The following is a 20,790-nucleotide window of genomic DNA, read 5'->3' as shown; positions in this document are numbered from 1 at the left end:
TGGCGGAGGGGAACCACGCGTTCCCATCTCGAACACGACCGTTAAGCCCTCCAGCGCCGATGGTACTTGGACCGCAGGGTCCCGGGAGAGTAGGACGTCGCCAAGCACAATGAACCTCGCATCTTACGATGCGGGGTTTTTTGTTGTCTTTGCCGGATGTTTCCGAGGGATGCAATAAATGGTTATCATTCTGATAAATCGACTTTATATTCCTGGTTGGAGTGCCTTGACACTAAAAATAAGCTTTTGTTAAACTTGCAATAATATACGCAGGGACAGAAAAAAGGGAGGCTTCCATACGTGTGGGAATCCAAGTTTGACAAAGAAGGGTTAACCTTTGACGACGTGCTGTTGGTTCCGAGGCGGTCCGAAGTATTCGGGCCGAAGCAAGTGGATGTATCGACGACGCTCGGCAAGACGCTTAAGCTGAACATTCCGCTTCTCAGTTCGGCCATGGATACCGTCACGGAGGCCGCTATGGCGATCGCCATCGCCCGGGAGGGCGGGATCGGCATCATTCACAAGAACATGTCGGTGGCGCAGCAGGCGGAGGAGGTTGACCGTGTCAAACGTTCGGAGAGCGGAGTTATCACCAATCCCTTTTCGCTGACACCGGAGCACAAGGTCTACCATGCCGAAGAGTTGATGGGCAAGTACCGGATCTCCGGGGTTCCCATCGTGGACGAGAGCAATCGGCTGATCGGGATCATTACCAACCGCGACCTGCGGTTCATTCATGATTTCTCCATGAACATCTCCGAAGTCATGACTAAGGATAACCTGGTGACGGCTCCCGTTGGAACCACCTTGGCGGAAGCGGAGGTTATCCTGCAGCAGCATAAGATCGAGAAGCTGCCGCTGGTCGATGAGAACAACGAGCTGAAGGGTCTTATCACCATCAAGGATATTGAAAAGGCGATCCAGTTCCCCAATGCAGCCAAGGACGCTCAAGGCCGTCTCGTCGTCGGGGCCGCCATCGGGGTCTCGAAGGATTGGAAGGAGCGTGCCGATGCTCTCGTGAAGGCCGGAGTGGATGCCATCGTCGTCGACTCGGCTCACGGCCATCACATCAACATCCTGAACACGGTTCGCAGCCTTCGCGAAGCGTATCCTCAGCTGCTGATCATCGCCGGCAATGTGGCGACGGGGGACGGAACCCGCGATTTGATCGAAGCGGGTGCATCCGTCGTGAAGGTGGGGATCGGCCCGGGCTCGATCTGCACCACCCGGATTATTGCCGGGATCGGCGTTCCTCAGATCACGGCCATCTACGACTGTGCCAACGTCGCCCGCGAGTATGGGGTGCAAATCATTGCAGACGGCGGCATCAAATACTCCGGCGACATCACCAAGGCGCTGGCGGCGGGAGCGGATGCCGTCATGGTCGGCAGTCTGTTGGCCGGCACGGAAGAAAGCCCCGGGGAGCAGGAGATTTTCCAAGGCCGCCGATTCAAGGTTTACCGCGGCATGGGCTCGCTCGGCGCGATGAAGGAAGGCAGCAAGGACCGGTATTTCCAGGAAGACGAGACCAAGCTGGTACCGGAAGGCATCGAGGGTCGCGTCGCCTACAAGGGACCGCTGAAGGATACGGTTCATCAACTGGTCGGCGGGTTGGTCCAAGGCATGGGCTATTGCGGCACACGCACGCTGAAGGAACTGAAGGAGGATACCTCCTTTATCCGCATCACGGGCGCCGGCCTGCGGGAAAGCCATCCGCATGATGTTCAGATCACCAAAGAAGCGCCGAACTATTCCCTGTAAGTCGGAAGAGCGGTCAAATTGTACGGTAAGCGGCGATCGCAACTCCCCGGGTAGCGGGAAAAGGGGACAAGGGTAAGCTCCTTGAATACCAAGTAACGAGGACCGAAGAAGGAGAAGCCGGGAACGACGACGGTTGCGATTTTGGAATCGCAGACGGCCGGCATAAAAGCTTATATAAGCCGGGGGCGAAAGCTCCCGGTTTTTCTTTTTTTGATGGGGGGCCTGTGCTACAATAGGAAAATGAAATCAAGTAAACCTATGGGAGTGTGAGTAGTGAAACGGTTGTCAGGTCTCAAAAAAGGACTTTCTCTGGTGTTGGCTGTCTCCCTGGCGGTTGCCTACGTTCCGTCTTCCTCCTCGAAGGCATGGGCAGCGCCCGAACTTCAACTTAATGTGAAATCTGCGATTCTCATCGACGCGGCGACGGGGCAGGTTCTCTATGAGAACAATGCCGACGAGGCTTTGCCGCCGGCCAGTATGGCCAAGATGATGACGGAATATATCCTCATGGAACGGATCGACAGCGGCAAGCTCAGCTGGGACAGCATGGTAACCACGAGCCACTACGCCGCCAATGTCGGCGGATCCGGGGGAATGCTGGCGGAGAACGAACAGCTCTCCGTGAAGGATATGCTGTACGCGCTGTCCATCTACTCTTCGAATGACGCTGCGGTCGCGCTGGCGGAATACATGGCCAGCAACGAGCAGAGCTTCGTCGCGCTCATGAATGAGAAAGCGAAGGAGCTGGGAATGAGCAAGACCCATTTTACCAGCGCAACCGGTCTTACCCGCGAGGATATCGAGGATCCGGAGCTGAAGAACAACCCGCTGGAAGGCGATACGCTCATGTCGGCGAGGGATGCCTCGACGCTCGGTCTGCGGCTGATCAAGGACCATCCGTCGATCCTCGAATTTACCAAGATTCCGAGCAAGAAGCTGCGCGAATCGGATCAGTTCCCTATGCAGAACTGGAACTGGATGTTGGAAGGCAAGGCGACGACCGATTTTCAAAAGCAATTTGCCTATCCCGGCATGGATGGCCTGAAGACGGGAAGCACCGACGCAGCCGGCTACTGCTTCACGGGAACCGCGGTGCGGAATGGCACCCGGCTGATCAGCGTGGTCATGAATGCCCAATCGACCAAGAAGAACCCGAACAAATCGGAGCGGGAGGCCGCCCGGTTTATCGAGACGCGCAAGCTGCTGGACTACGGCTTCAATAACTTCGAGACCAAGACGGTGGTTGCCAAGGATTCCGCGGTCGACACCGTACCGACCGTCAAGGTGAAGAAGGGCCTTAAGAACAGCGTACCGGTCGTGGTCGGTGACACGGTTTCCCTTATCCTGCCGAAGGACGCCAAGGACAGCGACATCAAGAAGACGGCGAAGGATACGACGGACGGCAAGCTGACGGCCCCGGTCAAAAAGGGACAGGAGCTCGGAACGATGACCGTCACATACGGCAAGGTTACCAAGACGGTCAAATTGGTTGCGGCCGAAGATGTGAAGAAGGCAGGGGCTTTCCGCTTGTTCTGGCGGGGCGTGGGGGATTTCTTCTCCCGACTGGGCCACACCGTTAAGGGCTGGTTTTAAAGGAATCTCCATATAGCATGATCATGCACACCTGAGGGGGCTTGAACACAGTGGCAAACGAAACAGGGACCAGCCGCGTGAAGCGCGGGATGGCGGAAATGCAAAAGGGCGGCGTCATCATGGACGTCATGAACGCGGAGCAGGCGAAGATCGCCGAGGAGGCGGGGGCATCCGCCGTCATGGCGCTGGAACGCGTACCCGCCGATATCCGCGCAGCGGGCGGAGTGGCCCGGATGGCGGACCCGACCATCGTCGAAGAAGTCATGAAGGTCGTCAGCATCCCGGTTATGGCCAAAGCCCGCATCGGTCATTTCATTGAAGCGAAGGTACTGGAATCGCTCGGCGTCGATTACATCGACGAAAGCGAAGTGTTGACTCCGGCTGACGATCTGTTCCACATCAACAAGCGCGAGTTCACCGTACCGTTCGTCTGCGGAGCCCGCGACCTGGGCGAGGCGCTCCGCCGGATCGGCGAAGGCGCGTCGATGATCCGCACGAAGGGCGAGCCGGGAACCGGCAATATCGTCGAAGCGGTGCGCCATATGCGGATGATGGTGGCCCAGATGCGCAAGGTGCAGGCCATGTCGACCGACGAGCTGATGGCGGAAGCCAAGAACCTCGGCGCTCCTTACGAGCTGCTCTTGCAGGTGCATGAAACCGGCAAGCTGCCGGTGGTCAACTTTGCGGCCGGCGGCGTGGCCACTCCTGCCGATGCGGCGCTCATGATGCACCTCGGTGCGGACGGCGTATTCGTCGGGTCGGGGATCTTCAAATCGGACAGCCCGGCGAAGTTTGCCAAAGCGATTGTGGAAGCCACGACGCATTACACCGATTACGGGTTGATCGCGAACCTGTCGAAGAACCTCGGTACGCCGATGAAGGGGATCGAGATCTCCAAGCTGGCGGCCGCGGAACGGATGCAGGAACGCGGCTGGTAAATCGAACAGCGCGGGTAAAAACGGAAACCCGATCGGCATAAACCGCTGATTGCCTGCTGACGGAAGCGGAGAGATCCGCCTCCGGCGGACGGGCTCCCGTTTTATGCGGGGTCATTTCGGGAAGAATCAGGAATAGGCCGATTGGATGGAACGGGCAGGAGGGAACCGCGAATGAAGATTGGAGTTCTGGCGCTGCAGGGCGCCGTGGCCGAGCACCTCTCCATGATGGAGCGGGCGGGGGCCGAAGCGGTTCCGGTGAAACGGACGGACGAGCTGGCCGATCTGGACGGGCTGATCATTCCCGGCGGGGAGAGCACGACCATCGGCAAGCTGATCCGCACCTATGGCTTTACGGAGCCGCTGCGGAGCTTTTCGCAGGAACGGAGGCCGATCTTCGGTACGTGCGCCGGTTTGATTATTCTCGCCAAGGAAATCGCCGGACAGGCCGATACCCACCTGGGGCTGATGGACATCCGGGCGGCGCGCAACGCCTTTGGCCGCCAGCGGGAAAGCTTTGAAACCGACCTTGCCGTCAAGGGAATCGATGATCCGATTCGGGCGGTCTTCATCCGCGCTCCGCTGATCGAGCAGGTGGGGGAGGGAGTCGAGGTTCTCGCTACCCACCGGGAGGACATCGTGGCGGCCCGGGAAGAGCATCTGCTGGCGGCGAGCTTTCATCCGGAGCTGACCGAGGACCATCGGCTGCACGTCTACTTTGCCGATATGGTTCGCCAGTATCGGGCTTGACCCCCAGCGGGCAAGGAACGCATTCAATAGGCCGACCCTGGCCCGCGGACGGGCATGGGGTCCCTTTGGGAGGAATTTTACGTGTTTGACGTGAAGCTGCTGAGAAATCAATTTGACGAAGTGAAGACCGGACTCGGGCACCGCGGCAAGCCGCTGCCCGACCTGGACCGGTTCGCCGCCCTCGACCGGAGCCGGCGGGACAAGCTGCAGGAGACGGAGCAACTGAAAAACCGCCGAAATACCGTATCCCAGGAGGTGGCGGCCAAGAAGCGGAACGGCGAAGATGCCGAGGGCCTCATCGTGGAGATGCGGCAGGTGTCCGATCGGATCAAGGAGCTGGACGAAGAGATTCGCGTGCTGGAGGCCGATCTGAACGTCATCGTGCTGTCGCTGCCTAACCTGCCGCATGCTTCTACCCCGGTGGGGCTGAGCGAGGACGACAACCTCGAGGTTCGCCGTCACGGAGAGCCTCGCGAATTTGCCTTTGCGCCGAAGGCTCATTGGGAACTGGCTCAGGAGTTGGGAATCCTCGACTTTGAAGCCGCTGCGAAGGTAACGGGCTCCCGGTTCGTCTTCTATAAGGGGCTCGGCGCCCGTCTGGAGCGCGCCCTCATGAACTTCATGATGGACCTGCACAGCAACGAGCACGGCTACGAGGAGATGCTTCCTCCGTACATCGTCAACCGCGACAGCTTGACGGGAACCGGCCAGCTGCCCAAGTTCGAAGAGGATGTGTTCAAGCTTCAGGGCATGGACTACTTCCTCATTCCGACGGCAGAGGTGCCGGTCACCAATTACCACCGCGACGATATTCTCGGCGCCGACGAGCTGCCGAAGTATTTTGTGGCGTTCAGCGCCTGCTTCCGCTCCGAGGCCGGTTCCGCCGGACGCGATACCCGCGGCTTGATTCGCCAGCATCAGTTCAACAAGGTCGAGCTGGTCAAGCTGACCAAGCCGGAGGATTCTTACGACGAGCTGGAAAAGCTGACCCTCGATGCCGAGACCGTGCTGCAAAAGCTCGGTCTGCCTTACCGCGTGCTGAGCCTCTGCACGGGCGATATCGGCTTCTCGTCGGCGAAGACGTACGACCTTGAGGTCTGGCTGCCGAACAGCGGCATGTACCGGGAAATCTCGTCCTGCTCCAACTTCGAGGATTTCCAGGCTCGCCGTGCCAACATCCGGTTCCGCCGCGACGCGAAGGCAAAGCCGGAGTTCGTGCACACGCTGAACGGGTCGGGCCTGGCCATCGGCCGGACCGTCGCCGCCATCCTGGAGAACGGGCAGCAGGAAGACGGCAGCGTCGTCATCCCGGAAGCGCTCGTACCCTACATGGGCGGCGTACGCATTATCTCCAAGAAGTAACTCCGCCGCTTCGAGCGGTGAAATTAACCATTGTATCCGCTGCTTTCCGTATGGTAAAATGCTTGTGCTGCCCCGGCGCACAAGCAAAAACCGGCGGAAAGCGCACCTGGAGAGGTGGTCGAGTGGTTTATGGCAGCGGTCTTGAAAACCGTCGTACCTGCGAGGGTACCGTGGGTTCGAATCCCACCCTCTCCGCTTTTAACTGAATGCTGAAGAACAACGAAGTCAATTGCGCAAATAGGCAGTTGGCTTCTTTTTACTATCAGAGGGCATATAAAGACAGGAGGCCGGGATATGGCACGGATCTGCGCACTGCTGCGAGGCGTCAATGTCAACGGGATTGCGATCAAGATGGCGGATTTGAAGGCGGCCTTTGCGGAAATGGGCTACCGCGAGGTTAAGACGCTCCTGGCCACGGGCAATGTGGTGTTTACCTTGCCGGACGGGACGAGCCTGGAGGAGACAAAGGACGCGTTGGAGCGGGAGCTTAGCCGCCGCTTCGGGTACGAAGCCCATCTGTTTCTTCGCGGGGAAGCGGAAATTCGCCAGGCGGTCCTTCAAGCCGAGTCGAAGGAGGTTCCCGAAGGCTGCCATCTGTACTGGTTCGTCTGCGAGGAGGAAGGGCTGTCGGAGGAGCTGGAGCAGAAATTTGGCGAGCTGCCGCCGGCGGACGGAGAGCGGTTCTGGGCCGTGGGGAATAGCGCCTACTGGACCGTCCCCAAGGGATTGACGCTGACCTCCGAGTTCGGCTCAAAGGTACTGGGCAACAAGCGGTATCGCGAAAAGCTGACCTCGCGGAACGTCAATACGTTGCGAAAGATCGCCGAAGCCATGCAGGCCTGACTCCATCCCCCGGCGGTCGTTGCGGAGAAGCGGCAGAGAGGACGCGGACCAATTGCATTCATGACAGATGCCCCCGTTCTGTTGAAGCAGATTACCTAAGAACGACCGGGGGTTCCTGTATTTGCGGTGAGCTTAAAGGACGATCGAACGGCATTCGGACCCGTCGGGCTCCCTCAGGACAATGCTAAAAAAAGCTTGCCGAAATCGGTGCTTTCCCGAAAGGAACCGACTCAGCAAGCTTTTTTAGTTGTCCCGCCGCTAAAAACGTCTCAGCAGATCCTTCTTCTTCAAGCCGTTCTTCTTGGCGGTCGGATGCCAGAATCCGTGGACGGCGGCGAGCCTCCAGGCGATTCGGGGAAAATTGGGCTGGATGTGCACCGACTCTGCGCTATCGCCTCGCCGGATGGCGGCGGCCAGCTTCTCCATCGCCTTGCCGAGGTTTTTCAGCGGGCCATGGCCAAGGGGGACCTTCTCCATAGAGCCGAGCATCTCGCCGGCTCCTTGCCCAACGGCCATCCCGAACTGGAAGCCGCAGCGGTCGCACCAATGGCGAAGGATGTCCACCGCGATTCGGCTTTGTTGGCCCTCGTAGAACCCGTTGTTGATCAGCGCATAGACGCGGACGCGCTTGGAGGAGTCCCGGCGCCGCAGCGCTTCCACTTCGACCAGCACCGACATGAGCTGCGAGGGAATGGCATCGACATAGAGCGGAAAAGCAAGGACAATCGCATCGGCGCTGCACAACTCCTCCACTTGGGAGGGAAGGAGCGGTTTGGGATTGACCCGCAGCGACACGAGTTCGTTCCCCTCAGCGACGAGGGGTTCGAGCGCGGCCAGCAGGAAGCCGGAATTGGATTTGGCCGGCTTGGGGCTTCCATTGACCAGGACGATTTTCATTGCCAGCCCTCCCCTGCCGCTTGCGCGGTTTCATGAAATTCGATTTGGGCGACGTCGGCATACAAATTGACGGCGTTGGCTTCGACCAGCCTCCGGGCGGTCGTCCGCTCGGCCTCGGTCAGATCGTCGCCGTAGAAGTGGACCGAGAGCTTAAAGCGGTGGTCATAACGGTTGCGGTGATGGGTCTCTCCGTTGCGGGAGACGAAGTAAGGCAGTACATAAGAGATGCTCCGATCCAGAATATTGCGGACAAAGGGGCTGTAGCTGCCGTAGACGCAGCGGCTGACGATGACGAGCTCGTCGCAAGCCGCGAGCTTCTCGCCCATATGCTGGTAGCCGTCCTTCAGCACGCATCTCCCCGGGGTGCGGACCCAGCAGCCGAAGCAGCCGGTGCAGGCGCGGATTCCGCCGGTGTTGGCGATCACCTCGGCGTCTGCCGGCAGGTCCCCGAGCCAGGGCGCCGTGTCCGTAATCGCCAAATCATGGACAATGAGTTTCATTGGATTTTTCCTCCCGAATCCAAAAATAACTGCCAAATGTCACGCCAATTGCCCGGGTAATGAATGCTCTGGCTGGTAATGAGGGCGGCGATGCCATGCACGGTCGACCATACGGCCATCAGCCTCCCCGAGTCGTTCCGGTTCGGTAGGCCGAGGCTGCGAAACAATCGCCCGGCGGCCGCATGGAACACCGCAAACGGCGGATAAGGCGGTTCGCCGTCTGCCGTCTCCTCGACCTGAATTGCGATACCCGAATGATAGAAGAGAAAGGGAAAGTAGGCGGGATGCTGCTCAAAAAAAGCAATATAGGCGGTTCCCAGCTCGCGGATGGCGAGGTGCGGATGCTCCAGCCCTTCTACGGAAGCCTGCAGGGCGGCGGTGAACTGTTCCGTCACATGAGCTCCCATGGCGGCCAGCAAGTCCTGCACGTCCCGAAAATGGCTGTACGGAGCGGCATGGCTCACGCCGCAGCGCGACGCGACCTTGCGCAGCGAAAAACCGCTGATGCCTTCTTCGTTGATTAAGCCGATGCCGGCCTCGATCAGGGTGTTGCGCAGATCCCCATGGTGGTAAGGTTTTTCGTTCACGGAAGCGGCTCCTCGCGGGTTCTATCTTGACAATGTCAAGATTACGGGATTATCTTTACACTGTCAAGATGAAATTAGAAAATTATCGGCGGTTGTCCTCGGCTTAATGGAGCGATTTTTCCAAGGGATATGGTAAGATGGTGGGAATCAGACCACGAGGAAACGAAAAGAACAGGGAGAGAATAGCATGGAGCATCCGTGGGAGCAAGTTCCGCTCGAGGAATATGAAGCGCATATGAGCTTGCCGGTTGTCGGCCAGCTCGGGGAACTGAATCGAATTATGCGGGAGCAATTGACCGATTATCCGGCCCGAACGGCTCTGATCGCCGGTGTAGCGGGCGGAAACGGGCTGGAGCACATCGCCGGGACTCCCCTGCAAACCGTTTACGGCATTGATATTAATGCCGGCTATCTCGAAGCTTGCCGCAAGCGTTACGCCTCCTTGGAACCGGTCCTCATCCTGAAACGGATGGACCTGGCGAGCGGCGACGCTTCGCTGCCGATAACGGATCTGGTGATTGCCAATCTGGTCGTCGAGTATATCGGCGTTGACCCGTTCAGCCGGTTGATCGGACAAGCAAGGCCGGCTTATCTCTCCAGCGTGATTCAACTCAATTCGGACGGCGGGTTCGTCTCCGCTTCGCCCTATGAGCAAGCGTTCGCCGGGCTAACCGGCGTGCATCGGGATGTGGCGGAGGAGGAGTGGACCGCGGCGCTCTTCCGGATCGGCTATACCCCTATCCTGCGGCAGGAGCATCCTTTGCCCACCGGCAAGCGGCTCATGAGGCTGGACTATCGAAGGCAGGAAGCCTGACCGTCCGTTTTTGGCGGCAAGCCTGCAGGAGCGGAGGCATGGATAAGAACGCGGCGAATGGCAAAAGGTAAGGACGGAGGTGGCGAAGCCCATGAATGAGGAACTTACTCCGGTCGTAAACGATACGTTGATCGCGGGCTGGCAGGAGCATCTGCCGGAATGCCTCAACCCGTCCGACGAAGCCGAGGTCCGGCCCGATGGCCATGACCCGAACGTACTGCGTATTCATATCGATACGGAAGGGCGCTCCGGGTATACCTTTGATTTTACGGTGCGGTATGTCGATGACCGCGAGATTGAGGTCGGTTTTGTGGACGTCGACAAGGATGGGGTTACGGTGGACGAGAGCATCGACAAAGTTCAGAACCTTATCGAAGACTATGTCCGGCATATTCACGAGTGCGCCCAGCTGCTTCAGCGGGTGACGCACGCCTGAACGGGCAGGTCGCCGGCTGGAAGGCAGCCTGCCGCTTACGGGAGGGAGGTGGAGGCCATGGGCAAGAAGCCGAAGGCGGACAAGAACCTGCAGAATACGGTCGAGGAGCTGGAGCGCAATCCGGTGAACAGCAAGCATGCGGCCGAGCTTCAGCAGGATCAGGATGACCGGCGCAAGCGGTCGTCCCGCCAAAATTACAACTGACCTTGGTGAACGGGGTCGTGTAGGACAGGTTGCCGAAAGGAGGAGATTCGCATGCCTGTTGATATTCCTCAGCCGGTCAATCCGCCTCATGACGGCGAGCCGCGCAAGAAGCGGGATTCGTCCGGCGGACCGGAGCCCTTGTCCGGCTCCAAGAAGGTCAAGAACCGGAACCATTCGCGCCAGAATCACGGCGAGGGAAGCTGAATGGAATGCCGCAGAGCCTGATTGGGGTTCATCTAACAAGCGGCGAAGCTTATAACCAATTGAAATTCCGCGGCCGGCGAAGCCGCGGTTTTTTTATCCAAGGACGTTATCGGGAACGGGAACGAAAGGGCCTCTCTCAACGCGTCAATAAAGGAATTCGGCGGGTAAAGGGAGAACAAGAGACTTAGTGCTGCCGTGGACAAAACCCTTGGCGCGAAGGAGAGAGCCCTATGAACAAACTCAGAATCGGCCGAATCGGCTTGACCCTGCTCCTCGCATGCGGCCTGATTACGGCCTCGGCTTCCGTCGGCCCGATGGCGACGGCGGCGGGAACCGGCCTCGGCTACGAGAGCCAAACCCTCAGCGTTGGCGGAAAAACCATCGCTCTGCAATTGGCCCGGATTGACGTCAATAACCCTTATCTGCGGGTGATGTCGGTCACCGCCCAAGGCGGAATCGGCCACATCGAAAGCCTGGCCTCGTTCGTCAAGCGGACCGGGGCGTCGGTGGCGGTCAACGGGACGTTTTTTGATGCCTACGCCGCAAACGCTGCCGAGCGGTATCCGAACGGCCTCCTGCTGAACGCGGGGGAAACGGTGTTTTCCGGCAGCAATCAGGCGCTTGCGATCCCGGTCGGCAAGGTCCCGGATATCCGCAGGCTCAGCCTGAAGGTGGAGATGACGCTGACCGCCCCGTCGGGCGAGCGCTATACCTTCAAGCCCTGGAGCGTGAACCGCTATTATGGAACGGCCAATGCGGAGCAGGCGGTGCTGTTTACCCGCGCGTTCGGAACCCGGATTTCCTTTCCCGGCGTGAAGGCGGTGGTGAAGGGCGGCAGGATCGTATCCGTCACGGAAGGGACGGCGACGGTCCCCGAGGACGGCCAGGTGCTGCTGATCGGCAAGGCCGACATGAACCAACGGAATATCCTTCCTTCGGTGAAAGCAGGCAACCAGGCGGAGATTCGACAGACGGTCATCGATCTGGAAACCGGCAAGGTCTACGAAACCTCCGAGCTTCAGGCCGCCGTCGGCGTAGGGCCGAAGCTGGTTACAAACGGCAAAACGGATGTCAATCCGTCCCGCGACGGCTTTACCGATGCCAAGATCACGACCGGTTCCGGAACCCGCAGCTTCGCCGGCGTCGACGCCAAGGGCCAGCTTGTGCTGGGCGTATCCTCGGCGGCGACGATCAAGGAGCTGGCCGGAGCCTTGGTGAAGCTGGGGCTGACAGAGGCGATGAATCTCGACGGCGGCGCAAGCTCCGGCCTGTATGCCGGCGGGGCGATGAAACGGACGCCGGGCCGCGAGCTCAGCAACGCGATCATCGTGAAGCGGTATGCCAAGCCGCAGGTTCAAGTGTTCGTTAACGGCCGGATGGTCAATGAAATCTATGGCTACATGGAAAAGGACCTGACGATGGTGCCGCTGCGGGGGATCTTTGAGCGGCTCGGCGCGACGATGGCGTGGGACGGCACCGGGCAGGTGCTGACCGTGCGGCGCGGCGGAACCGAGCTCAAGCTTCGCCTGAACAGCCGCGAGGCCGTGGTGAACGGCAGGAGCGTGGCGTTGGACGCTTCGCCGGTGGTAGCGGACGGGCGAACCTTTGTGCCGCTGCGCTTTGCCGTGACGGCGCTCGGCGGTCAGGTAAGCTGGGATAACCGGCTGTACCGGGCATCCATTACCGCTCCTTAAGAACCGGGCCGGGCCGCTTGGAGGCCGGACGGAGCCGCGCTTCGGGTAAGGCCACGGAAATAGGAAAGCGGAATGTGCGGAATCGTCTTGTAAAAGCGAAAGCGATTGAATGGACGATCCGCATGCGAAGCGCTGACTTTTGAAGTGGCCGCGCCCCATGCGCGTCTTTTTTTTGACAACCAGCGGTCGGAAGTCGAGAAAGGGTGCAGGGGGAGCTGTTCGGCGGGACGTCTATGGATGGAGAGGGGGAGAGAGAGATCGAAGACGAAGCGATTGTGGCAGCGGTTCTTGCCGGCGAGACGGAGGCCTTCCGCCTCTTGGTCGAGCGCTACCGCATGTACCTCTACCACGTCGCCCTCTCCGTCGTCCGCAATCCCAAGGACGCGGAGGATGTGACGCAGGAGGCCTTCCTGAAAATTTACTCCGCTCTCCCCGGATACCGCCAGCAGGGCTTCAAGACGTGGATCACCCGCATCGCCACCAACCAGGCGATCGACCAGGCGAGGAAGCTTCGCCGCCGCCGCGAGGAGCCGGATGACCCGGCTTTCCTGGGCGCCGAGGTGATGGACGATTCCCTTCCACCTCAGGAGGAGCGTCTGCTCGACCGGGAAAGGCGGGAGCTCTTGCACCGGAGAATCAACGAGCTCCCGGAGAATTACCGCGACGTGGTGTTGGCGTATTATTTTCACGAGAAAAGTTATCAAGAAATCGCCGATATGCAGAACGTGCAGATGAAGACGGTGGAGTCGAAGCTGTACCGGGCGCGCCAGTGGATTCGGCGGCATTGGAAGGAGGAGGAGTTTCGGTGACGCATTACAGTCTCGATACTTGGCGGAGCTATCAGGAGGATTTGCTGACCGAACAGGAGCGAAGGAAGCTGGAGGAACATCTGGAAGGCTGCGACCGCTGCCTCGCGCTGTATCTCGAAGCGCTGCAGCCGGCGCTGGACCGGTCGGCGGTTGGCACGGGAGCATCCGAAGCCGTGGAAGCGGCGGCCTGGACGGACGCGATCATGGAGCGGCTAACGCCTTATGCCGCCGGGGAAAACGGCGAGCTTCCCCAGCCGGCTCCCCTCCGCCGCCGGGAACGCTGGTTCGAGCGGAAGCTCGTCCACTACGCGGCCGCCGCGGCGATTACGGCCGCCATCCTCTCGACGGGCGTGCTGGATGCGATGCGGACGGGTCTCGATCGGCTGGAGCAAACGGCTGCGGCCCAGCCGGCGAAGCCCGGCGTCGCCGACCGGCTGATGGAACGCACGACCTCTCTGCTGGATACGATTCAACCGAAAGAAAATGGAGGAACTCGCCGTGTACCCTAATCCGATTCTGGCTTTCCTGCTGTCGTTCGTGCCGGGGCTCGGGCACTTTTACTTAAACCGCCGGGCCCGTGCCTTCCTCTACTCCGCCGGATTCTTCGGAGCCCTCTTCCTGTCGCTCCTGGCGGATTTCGCGCACTCGGGCGAGGCGGCGGCGCTGCTGGTTCTGGCCGCGGCCGGCATCTGGCTGATCAACATGCTGGACGCGCTGTTCTTCCTGCTGTCGCCCCGGCGGACGCCCGAGCCTTACGATCCGCGCTCGGATGCCTTTCGTCCGACGAGCGGGCCGATTCCCCCTTACTCGGGGCAACGGGGAGCGAATGCTTCGGCCGCGCAATCGCAGAATGAACGCTTTTACACGATTCTGTTGTCGATTATCCCGGGACTCGGCCACCTTCAGCTCGGCCTGATGCAGAGGGGGTTGACCTTCCTCGTCTCGTTCTTCGGCCTCTTCGCCTTGGTCGGCTTCGTCGCCTTTACCACCCGCGTGGAGGGCTTCCTGACCTTCCTGCTGGCACTGCCGGTCATCTGGCTCTACGCGATGTTCGATGCCGTGCAGCTGGTGAACCGTAAGCAGAACGGCGAGCTGCTGGAGGATCGTTCGCTGTTCGACGATCTGGAGAAGAGCCGGGAAGAGGGCAAGCGCAGCCGGATGGCGGCGACGCTGCTGGCGATTCTGCCGGGAGCGGGCCATATGTATCTTGGCTTGCAGACGCGCGGTCTCCAGCTGATGGCCGGCTTCCTCATCTCCATCTACCTGCTGGACGCGCTGCATCTCTCCTTGTTCCTGCTGCTGATTCCGCTGATCTGGTTCTATGCGCTGTTCGACGCGCTGCAGACCATCTCCAAATACGGCCGCGAGCCGCTCACGGATAAGCCGCTGATCGCAGGCCTGCGGACTCATCACCGGGCGGTGGGGCTTGGCTTGATCGCACTTGGCGTCTATTGCCTGTTCCAGTTCATCGGCCTCGACCTGATCGACCAACTGTTCGGAAACAATCGTTTCTCCGTCTGGTTCTACCGCTACTTCCAGTCAACCGCGATTGCCGTTCTGTTTATTGTCGGGGGGGTCTGGCTGTTTCTCGGCGAGCGGCGGGACAAAAACGGCCGAAAAGGCCAATGATTCACGTGGAACATCCTGGACTTAAAGCAAATCCGGCCCCGCATGGCCTGCGGAGCCGGATTTGTTCTTTTTTGGCGCGGTGCGACCCTGAAGAGCAGTACGCAATTGGGCACCGGGGCGGCTACTCGGCGACGAAGTGGAGAATGGCCGCCGCGAGCGCATCGGGCGCTTCGAGCATGCCCATATGTCCGGCGCTCTCCAGCTTGACCCGGGTAATGGAATCGCGCTCGACGGAGAAAACCTTCTCCGGTGGGATGATGCCGTCCTTCGCGCCGGCGACCAGCAGAACGGGAAGCTCCGTCTCCGTCAGCACCCGGTTGCGGTTGGGGCGGCGTTTCATCCCTTCCTGAGTGGCCGCGGCGCCGGCGGCGGAGGTCCCGTACCCGATCTGCCGGGCGTCCTCCACGGCCTCCGGCATGGAAGCGAGGTGGTCGGGGGCGAACAGCTTGGGGACGAGCCCATCGACGAAGGCGGCGATGCCCTCGGAGCGAATGGTCGCTATGCCCTTGTCTCGGCCCGCGCGACCCTCTTCCGTGTCGGGCAAAGCGGTGGAATGGACGAGGCCGAAGCCGCCGAGGAGCTCAGGATAGCGCTCCGCCAAGGCGAGGGTGATGTAGCCGCCCAAGGAGTGGCCGAGCACCACCGGCTTGGTCAACCCGAGCGTACGGATCAGGGCGGCGATATCGTCGGCGAAGTCTTCCATCGCATAGACCGGCTCGTCCGGAGCTTCCGAGCGGCCGTGGCCGCGTAAGTCGGGAACGATGACGCGGCGGCTCGCCGCAAGCGTCGGGACGATTCTATTCCAATAACCGGAGCTGCCGCAGAATCCGTGCAATAGCACGAGCGGCGCCCCCGCTCCCTGCTGGTCAACCGCGAGGGACGGGCGTCCGGGCAGCTCAATCTTCGTCGGGTTCATCGGTTCTCCATCCTTTCTCGGCAATCGTGACCGGCTTGCCGGTCCGGGCGGATCGGTTGGCCGCCAAGGTCAGCTCGAAGGTCTTCAGCGCATCGGCATAATCGGAGCGGATGCGCGACCGGTCGCCGGTGCGCAGGGCGTGCACGAACGCTTCGTTTTCCTTGCGGAGAGCCTGTCCGTCGTGGCGCTGCTCCAGCTTGCGGCCGTTTTCCAGAACGGTAACCAGGGTATCCCGCAGCTCGATCACGCCTTTTTCCGTGTAAAGATCGAGCCCGGTCTTGTGATAGTGCGGGAGGAGACAGGTGTTGGAGATGGTGGCCACCGCGCCGCTCTCCAGCTTGTAGGTGACGGAACCGACGTCGTACACGGTCGTTCCCGGAACTTGGTCCTGCATCACCCGTGCTCCGTAAGCGGCGTAGACCTCGACCGCCTCTCCGCACAGGGTGCGCATGAGATCGACGATATGCGTGGTCTGCTCTACAAACTGGCCGCCGGAGCGGTTGTAGTCGATCCACCAGGCGGCACGCGGCATGGTGCCCATCCAATAGCCGTGGACGAGGCCGACCGGGGTCGTTCCGAGCTCTGCTTGAACGGCGGCCACGGAGTCCAGGTAGCGCCAGTGGTAGCCGACGGAGGTGAGGAGGCCGCTGGCCTGAACCTTCGCGGCCACGCGGGCCGGCAGTTCCCAGTCGGCCGCGAGCGGCTTTTCGACGAGGAAGGGAATCCCCCCGTCGACGAGAACCTCCTCCAGTCCGTCGTGACTGTCGGGAGGCACGCACAGATAGACGGCGTCGAGCGGACCGGCGTCCAGCATGTCCGTCAGCGTGGCGTAGGCGCAGGCGTTCGGCCAGCGGCGGGCCGAATGCTCGGCGTTCTCGAACCGGCCGCTGACGAAGCCGGTTACCTCCACATCGCCCAGACGGGAGAGTTGATCCTGATGGGCCCGGGAAATCCCGCCGGTGCCGACAAAACCGATGCGAAGCTTCATGGCGGAAACGCTCCTTTCCTAAGGAGAATAAGGTCACCTTCTATTGTACTCGAAGGAAGCGCAGCCGCAAAACGGACCCGGAACGTGGTTCCGGGCCCGGATAGTACGCGTGGGCGGGCGTGCTATTGGAGTTGAAAGGAGAGCACGGAGGGCAGGAGGTCCCGCTTCATCGCGGCAAGGTCATCCTCCGCCGTCCAAAAGATCAGGTATTGGACGGCGTCCGGCATTCGAATGGCTGTCACCCAGATGCCGACCGGCGTATCGCCGTTCGGTAGGGCAAGATCCGTCTGAAGGGCGGGAAATCCGTTGACCGTCAAGGCTTCCGGCTTCCAAGCGGTGCCCGAGCCAGCCCGCTGCCAAGCAAAAGCGTCGGCGAGGAAGGCGGCCAGCTTCTGCCGCAATGCGGTTTCTTCGGCTTTTCCGAAGGGGCCGGGTGTGATACCGGCTTCATCCGGTTGGGAGATGACGGCGAGATGCCGGGAACGGGCCTCGTCGTCGGCCTGCATGGTGGCTCCGGGTAAAGCTCCCTCGTTCTCTGACCAGCCTCCCGGAAGCATCATCTGCGTGCCGTCCTCGCCGGTGATCCTGAGCGGCGAATCGACTGCGGAAGAGGCGGATTGAGCCCTCAAGGAGGCGGCATCTGTCCCGGAGCCGGACAAGCGGAAGGAGCGGGCGATCGCGTAGAAATCCTCCCGTGCTTCGGCAAAGCGGTCTTCCGAAGACCAGAACAACAGCTGGTAGAAGCGGCTGCCTCCATCCAGGAATACCGCTTCATACCGCAGGGCGGTTCCGTCCATCGAGCCGGAAAATTCGTCGAAGCGGGCTTCGCGGCCGTTCAGCCGGACGGCGGCTTCCTTCTCGGCTTTCATCCCGGACAAGGACGCGGCGTATTCCTTCATCCACAAGCTGCGGTAGTCGGCCAGGCTAGGCGCAGTTTCTTTGCCGCCGCCCGGCTTAGGCTCGGACAATATTATCAGATACCGGTCGCCGGCGGAATTCGATGCCGACAACTCGGCGTAGGCGTTCAAAGCCGGGTCTTCCGTCCAGCCGTCGGGCAGGGACAGCGAGAACGATCCGTCCTTGGGCCGGACAAGCGGTGCGTCGGGAACGGCGGCGGATTCCAGCGGTTCGGAGGCGGCAGGCAGGTGCATGGCAGCTTGGGTTGGAACGGAGGCGTGACTTGTTGCGTCCTTAACGGCGGCTCCCGCCGGTCCGTTGCCGACAGCGAGCAGGAGAAGCAAGAGGAGAGGGGCGGCGGCGATTTTGCGATACGGCAGCATATCCATTCCCCCTTGTAAAAGCCCGCGGGGCGGGCGGATTCATAAGCGTTTCCTGTATTCCCCATTACCCGGGCGGGCCGCCGCTCAAACGCCGGTTGCCGATTGCGCGGATGAAAAGAGCGTCCGAGTTCGGAAACGGGAGCAACCGCCACTCCTGTCTTCGGGCCCGAGTCCGAACGCGGGAGAAAGAGGGCTCCGGCCAAACGCGGCAGAAAGCCGAAAGACGAAAGCCGAAAGCCGAAAGCCGCCGTCTGCCGATTGGCCGCCTCTTCGATAGAGAATGCAAAAAGGAAGGAGCCGATGGCCCCTTCCGAATCGAAACGATGTACCTGCGATCACCGGGCAGCGTCGCTCGCCGCCGCTCCGGAAAGCTCCTCGACCTCGCGCAGCCACAGGGCGGCGGACGCATCGCTCGGCATGCGCCAGTCTCCGCGCGGCGACAAGCTGACGGTGCCGACCTTGGGGCCGTCCGGCAGGCAGGAGCGCTTGAACTGCTGGGTGAAGAAGCGGGTATAGAACACTTTCAGCCAGCCGATCAGCTGCTCCCGCGCATAGCCTTGGCCGAAGGCTTCTTCGGCAAGATAGAGGATTTTGCTGGGCCCGGCGCCGGTCCGAAGCATGTGGTAGAGGAAGAAGTCATGCACCACGTACGGGCCGAGGATATCCTCGGTGAGCTGGACGATTTCGCCGGTCGGCGAGGGAGGGAGCAACTCGGGGCTTATGCCCGTCGCAATGATGCTCTCCAGGTAGCCTCGCGCCGTCTCGTCAGCCTCGTGGTCGGCATACCACTTGACCACATATTGAATCAGCGTTTTCGGGATGCCGCCGTTTACCCCGTACATCGACATATGGTCGCCGTTGTAGGTGCACCAGCCGAGAGCGAGCTCGGAGAGATCGCCGGTCCCGACGACGATGCCGCCGTTCTTGTTGGCGAGGTCCATCAGAATTTGCGTCCGTTCCCGGGCCTGCACGTTCTCGTAGGTGAGGTCGTGCTGCTCGGGATCATGGCCGATGTCGGCAAAATGCTGCAGGCAGGCCGCTTTGATATCGACCACGCGGAGGGTCGCGCCGAGGGCCTTGATGAGTCCGACGGCGTTGTCGTAGGTGCGGTTGGTCGTGCCGAAGCCGGGCATGGTCACCGCCAGCACGTCGCTCGCCGGACGCCCCAGCCGCTGCATGGCGCGGACGGCGACCAGGAAGGCCAGCGTCGAATCCAGCCCGCCGGAAATGCCGATCACGAGCTGCTTCGAGCCGATATGGCGGACGCGCTTCATGAGCCCGGAGGTCTGAATGGCCAGAATCTCCTGGCAGCGTTCGTCGCGGACCTGCGGATTGCCGGGAACGAACGGGCTGGGGTCGATCTTCCGGGCCAGCTTGCGGCCGGCGGGCAGGGCGCAAGCCGGATCGCAGAAGCGAACCGTACGGTAGCCCCGGCTGCCGCGGCCGGCGCGGAAGGTGCCCATGACCATCCGCGAATACTGCAGGCGCGGGATATCGATATCGGCTTCGATCAGCCGGCTCTCATGCGTAAAGCGTTCGGATTCGGCGAGCATCTGGCCGTTCTCGGCGATCAGGGAATGGCCGCCGAACACGACGTCGGTGGTCGATTCGCCGGTGTTGGAAGCGGCATAGACGTAAGCTGCCACGCAGGAGGCCGATTGGCCGGAGACGAGCTGCCGGCGGTAATCGGCTTTGCCGACCAGCTCGTTGCTGGCCGACGGGTTGAACAACAGCACCGCTCCGGCCTGGGCGAGCAGGCTGCTCGGCGGAGCCGGCACCCAAAGGTCCTCGCAGATTTCCACGCCGAAGGCGAGGTTGTCGTTCTCTTCGGAGACGAACATCAGGTCGTTGCCGACCGGTACCGGGACGCCGCCGATCAACAGCTCGTCCGTCTCCAGCTCCTCGGCGGCGGCGAACCAGCGCGGCTCGTAAAATTCGCTGTAGCCGGGGATGCAGGTCTTCGGCACCAGACCGAGAATCCGCCCGTTCTGCAGCACGGCGGCGCAGTTGAACAGCCGCCCTTTGATATCGACCGGCAGGCCGACGATGACGATCAGGCGTTGGCCTGCCGTGCCCTCGGCGATCCGCCGCAGCGCTTCCAGGGCTCCGTCCAGCAGTTGGCGCTGCAGGAACAGGTCGGCGCAGGTGTAGCCGGTGAGGCAGAGCTCGGGCAGCACCAGATATTCGACCTGACGCTCCGCCGCCTGCCGAATCACGTCCAGAATGCGGTCTGCGTTATAGGGGCAGTCGGCCACGCGCAGCTCCGGAGAGGCAGCGGCCACCCTGGCAAAACCATGCTTGTACAAAAGGATCACCCATCCTTGGTCTAGGTATGAAAATAGGGTCAAGCCGGGAAGTCGTCTTCATTGTACCCCAAGCGGCCCCGATCGTAACAGCGGGCTTCCCGCGAAGAGCGGTCGGTCTGCGGTATCTGTCTCCATCTTACCTTTGCCGCAGACGCGAGGCAAATGGGGGGAGACAAAGAAGTAATTGCGCAAATTTGATCCATTTTCTACAAAAAGTTCGTGCCATGCACAGGTGAACCGAGTGAATGAATAGGTATAATTGCATGGATCACCGCCGAAAGG

General features: G+C 61.0%; 21 protein-coding genes, 1 tRNA gene and 1 rRNA gene. 16 read left to right on the top strand and 7 right to left on the bottom strand.

All coding sequences use genetic code 11. From position 1 onward, the window contains the following. The 8 genes from rrf to ACSEXS_RS20885 form a co-directional block, all read left to right on the top strand. Positions 1-106, top strand: a 5S ribosomal RNA gene (gene rrf / locus ACSEXS_RS20920); the annotation flags it as partial. A 194-nt stretch (positions 107-300) separates the two neighbouring features. Continuing rightward, positions 301-1,761 (top strand): IMP dehydrogenase, encoded by a 1,461-nt coding sequence (guaB, locus tag ACSEXS_RS20915; RefSeq protein ID WP_438435193.1) that lies wholly within the window; start codon positions 301-303, stop codon positions 1,759-1,761. 273 nt (positions 1,762-2,034) lie between these two features. Beyond that, positions 2,035-3,354, top strand: coding sequence for a D-alanyl-D-alanine carboxypeptidase family protein (locus tag ACSEXS_RS20910; RefSeq protein WP_438435192.1), 1,320 nt, complete (start codon positions 2,035-2,037; stop codon positions 3,352-3,354). 50 nt (positions 3,355-3,404) lie between these two features. After that, positions 3,405-4,292 (top strand): pyridoxal 5'-phosphate synthase lyase subunit PdxS, encoded by an 888-nt coding sequence (gene pdxS, locus ACSEXS_RS20905; protein ID WP_438435191.1) that lies wholly within the window; start codon positions 3,405-3,407, stop codon positions 4,290-4,292. A gap of 171 nt (positions 4,293-4,463) precedes the next feature. Further along, on the top strand, positions 4,464-5,039 hold the full coding sequence (pdxT, locus tag ACSEXS_RS20900) for a pyridoxal 5'-phosphate synthase glutaminase subunit PdxT (RefSeq protein ID WP_438435190.1): 576 nt from the start codon (positions 4,464-4,466) through the stop codon (positions 5,037-5,039). A gap of 81 nt (positions 5,040-5,120) precedes the next feature. Next, a complete protein-coding gene (gene serS / locus ACSEXS_RS20895; protein ID WP_438435189.1) occupies positions 5,121-6,401 on the top strand; it encodes a serine--tRNA ligase in 1,281 nt (426 codons plus the stop codon). Between the two features lie 108 nt (positions 6,402-6,509). Beyond that, positions 6,510-6,596, top strand: a tRNA-Ser gene (locus tag ACSEXS_RS20890). Between the two features lie 99 nt (positions 6,597-6,695). Continuing rightward, a complete protein-coding gene (locus ACSEXS_RS20885) occupies positions 6,696-7,244 on the top strand; it encodes a DUF1697 domain-containing protein (RefSeq protein ID WP_438435188.1) in 549 nt (182 codons plus the stop codon). A gap of 258 nt (positions 7,245-7,502) precedes the next feature. On the opposite strand, the gene ACSEXS_RS20880 is transcribed toward ACSEXS_RS20885, so the two are convergent. The 3 genes from ACSEXS_RS20880 to ACSEXS_RS20870 are packed head-to-tail and all read right to left on the bottom strand — an operon-like array spanning position 7,503 to position 9,228. Further along, complete coding sequence (locus ACSEXS_RS20880) at positions 7,503-8,141, bottom strand: flavodoxin family protein (protein ID WP_438435187.1); 639 nt, start codon at positions 8,139-8,141, stop codon at positions 7,503-7,505. After that, positions 8,138-8,641, bottom strand: coding sequence for a flavodoxin family protein (locus tag ACSEXS_RS20875; protein ID WP_438435186.1), 504 nt, complete (start codon positions 8,639-8,641; stop codon positions 8,138-8,140). Before ACSEXS_RS20875 ends, ACSEXS_RS20880 begins: the two co-directional genes overlap by 4 nt. Then, complete coding sequence (locus ACSEXS_RS20870; protein ID WP_438435185.1) at positions 8,638-9,228, bottom strand: TetR/AcrR family transcriptional regulator; 591 nt, start codon at positions 9,226-9,228, stop codon at positions 8,638-8,640. The genes ACSEXS_RS20875 and ACSEXS_RS20870 overlap by 4 nt, the downstream gene beginning before the upstream one ends. Before the next feature lie 187 nt (positions 9,229-9,415). Between ACSEXS_RS20870 and ACSEXS_RS20865 the strand changes: the two genes are divergently transcribed. From ACSEXS_RS20865 to ACSEXS_RS20830, 8 genes are all read left to right on the top strand, one after another. Next, a complete protein-coding gene (locus tag ACSEXS_RS20865; protein WP_438435184.1) occupies positions 9,416-10,042 on the top strand; it encodes a class I SAM-dependent methyltransferase in 627 nt (208 codons plus the stop codon). 91 nt (positions 10,043-10,133) lie between these two features. Further along, on the top strand, positions 10,134-10,478 hold the full coding sequence (locus ACSEXS_RS20860) for a hypothetical protein (RefSeq protein ID WP_438435183.1): 345 nt from the start codon (positions 10,134-10,136) through the stop codon (positions 10,476-10,478). 57 nt (positions 10,479-10,535) lie between these two features. Then, positions 10,536-10,682: a hypothetical protein gene (locus ACSEXS_RS20855; RefSeq protein ID WP_438435182.1), complete on the top strand. Its 147-nt coding sequence runs from the start codon at positions 10,536-10,538 to the stop codon at positions 10,680-10,682. A gap of 51 nt (positions 10,683-10,733) precedes the next feature. Continuing rightward, entirely contained in the window at positions 10,734-10,886 is a 153-nt protein-coding gene (locus ACSEXS_RS20850) for a small acid-soluble spore protein P (RefSeq protein ID WP_438435181.1), read from the top strand. Positions 10,887-11,116: 230 nt separating this feature from the next. Beyond that, positions 11,117-12,580, top strand: coding sequence for a stalk domain-containing protein (locus ACSEXS_RS20845; RefSeq protein WP_438435180.1), 1,464 nt, complete (start codon positions 11,117-11,119; stop codon positions 12,578-12,580). 233 nt (positions 12,581-12,813) lie between these two features. After that, positions 12,814-13,389 (top strand): RNA polymerase sigma factor, encoded by a 576-nt coding sequence (locus tag ACSEXS_RS20840; RefSeq protein WP_438435179.1) that lies wholly within the window; start codon positions 12,814-12,816, stop codon positions 13,387-13,389. Continuing rightward, on the top strand, positions 13,386-13,898 hold the full coding sequence (locus ACSEXS_RS20835; RefSeq protein ID WP_438435178.1) for a zf-HC2 domain-containing protein: 513 nt from the start codon (positions 13,386-13,388) through the stop codon (positions 13,896-13,898). Before ACSEXS_RS20840 ends, ACSEXS_RS20835 begins: the two co-directional genes overlap by 4 nt. Next, the gene (locus ACSEXS_RS20830; protein ID WP_438435177.1) at positions 13,888-15,018 is read left to right on the top strand and encodes a hypothetical protein; all 1,131 of its coding nucleotides are present in this window, start codon (positions 13,888-13,890) and stop codon (positions 15,016-15,018) included. The genes ACSEXS_RS20835 and ACSEXS_RS20830 overlap by 11 nt, the downstream gene beginning before the upstream one ends. A gap of 121 nt (positions 15,019-15,139) precedes the next feature. Here ACSEXS_RS20830 and ACSEXS_RS20825 read toward each other — a convergent pair whose 3' ends face one another. The 4 genes from ACSEXS_RS20825 to ACSEXS_RS20810 form a co-directional block, all read right to left on the bottom strand. Next, a complete protein-coding gene (locus ACSEXS_RS20825; protein WP_438435176.1) occupies positions 15,140-15,934 on the bottom strand; it encodes an alpha/beta fold hydrolase in 795 nt (264 codons plus the stop codon). After that, a complete protein-coding gene (locus tag ACSEXS_RS20820; RefSeq protein ID WP_438435175.1) occupies positions 15,915-16,922 on the bottom strand; it encodes a Gfo/Idh/MocA family protein in 1,008 nt (335 codons plus the stop codon). The genes ACSEXS_RS20825 and ACSEXS_RS20820 overlap by 20 nt, the downstream gene beginning before the upstream one ends. Positions 16,923-17,044: 122 nt before the next feature. After that, positions 17,045-18,202 (bottom strand): hypothetical protein, encoded by a 1,158-nt coding sequence (locus ACSEXS_RS20815; RefSeq protein ID WP_438435174.1) that lies wholly within the window; start codon positions 18,200-18,202, stop codon positions 17,045-17,047. A 335-nt stretch (positions 18,203-18,537) separates the two neighbouring features. After that, positions 18,538-20,508, bottom strand: a complete 1,971-nt coding sequence (locus ACSEXS_RS20810) for an NAD(+) synthase (RefSeq protein WP_438435173.1) — start codon at positions 20,506-20,508, stop codon at positions 18,538-18,540. Between the last annotated feature and the right edge of the window lie 282 nt (positions 20,509-20,790).

The sequence above is a fragment of the Gorillibacterium terrae genome (assembly GCF_051594785.1).
Lineage (GTDB): Bacteria > Bacillota > Bacilli > Paenibacillales > NBRC-103111 > Gorillibacterium.
The sequence above is the reverse complement of the archived record's forward strand: the minus strand, read 5'-3'. Positions and strand labels throughout refer to the sequence as shown.